A 242-nucleotide genomic window follows, 5' to 3' on the forward strand; every position below is an offset into this window, starting at 1 on the left:
GTCGGGGGGTACACCGGCGTGGAGGACCTGCTCCGCACGGTCGATAATGGCCGTATGGGCAGGTCCAAGAAGGGGCGGGGACGGGGAGCCGACGTCGTCGCCGAGGCGGTCGACGGAGGGCTCGCCGAGCTGGTGCCGGATCCGGACCGGGCGCGGGCCTGGACGCTGCTCGTCGACGGGGCTCCGCAGTCGCACGTCGACCTCGACGACCCCGCGTATCTGTCGTTCGAGTACCAACGGCG

1 pseudogene is annotated in these 242 nt (G+C 71.9%); it reads left to right on the forward strand.

Annotated elements, in window-relative coordinates:
- Nucleotides 1–54: 54 nt before the first annotated feature.
- Nucleotides 55–242 (forward strand): annotated as a pseudogene (locus AOK15_RS47095) (spermine synthase); the annotation flags it as partial.

Origin of the sequence: Streptomyces ossamyceticus (assembly GCF_001418475.1) — a bacterium.
In the GTDB taxonomy this organism is placed as follows: Bacteria; Actinomycetota; Actinomycetes; order Streptomycetales; family Streptomycetaceae; genus Streptomyces; species Streptomyces ossamyceticus.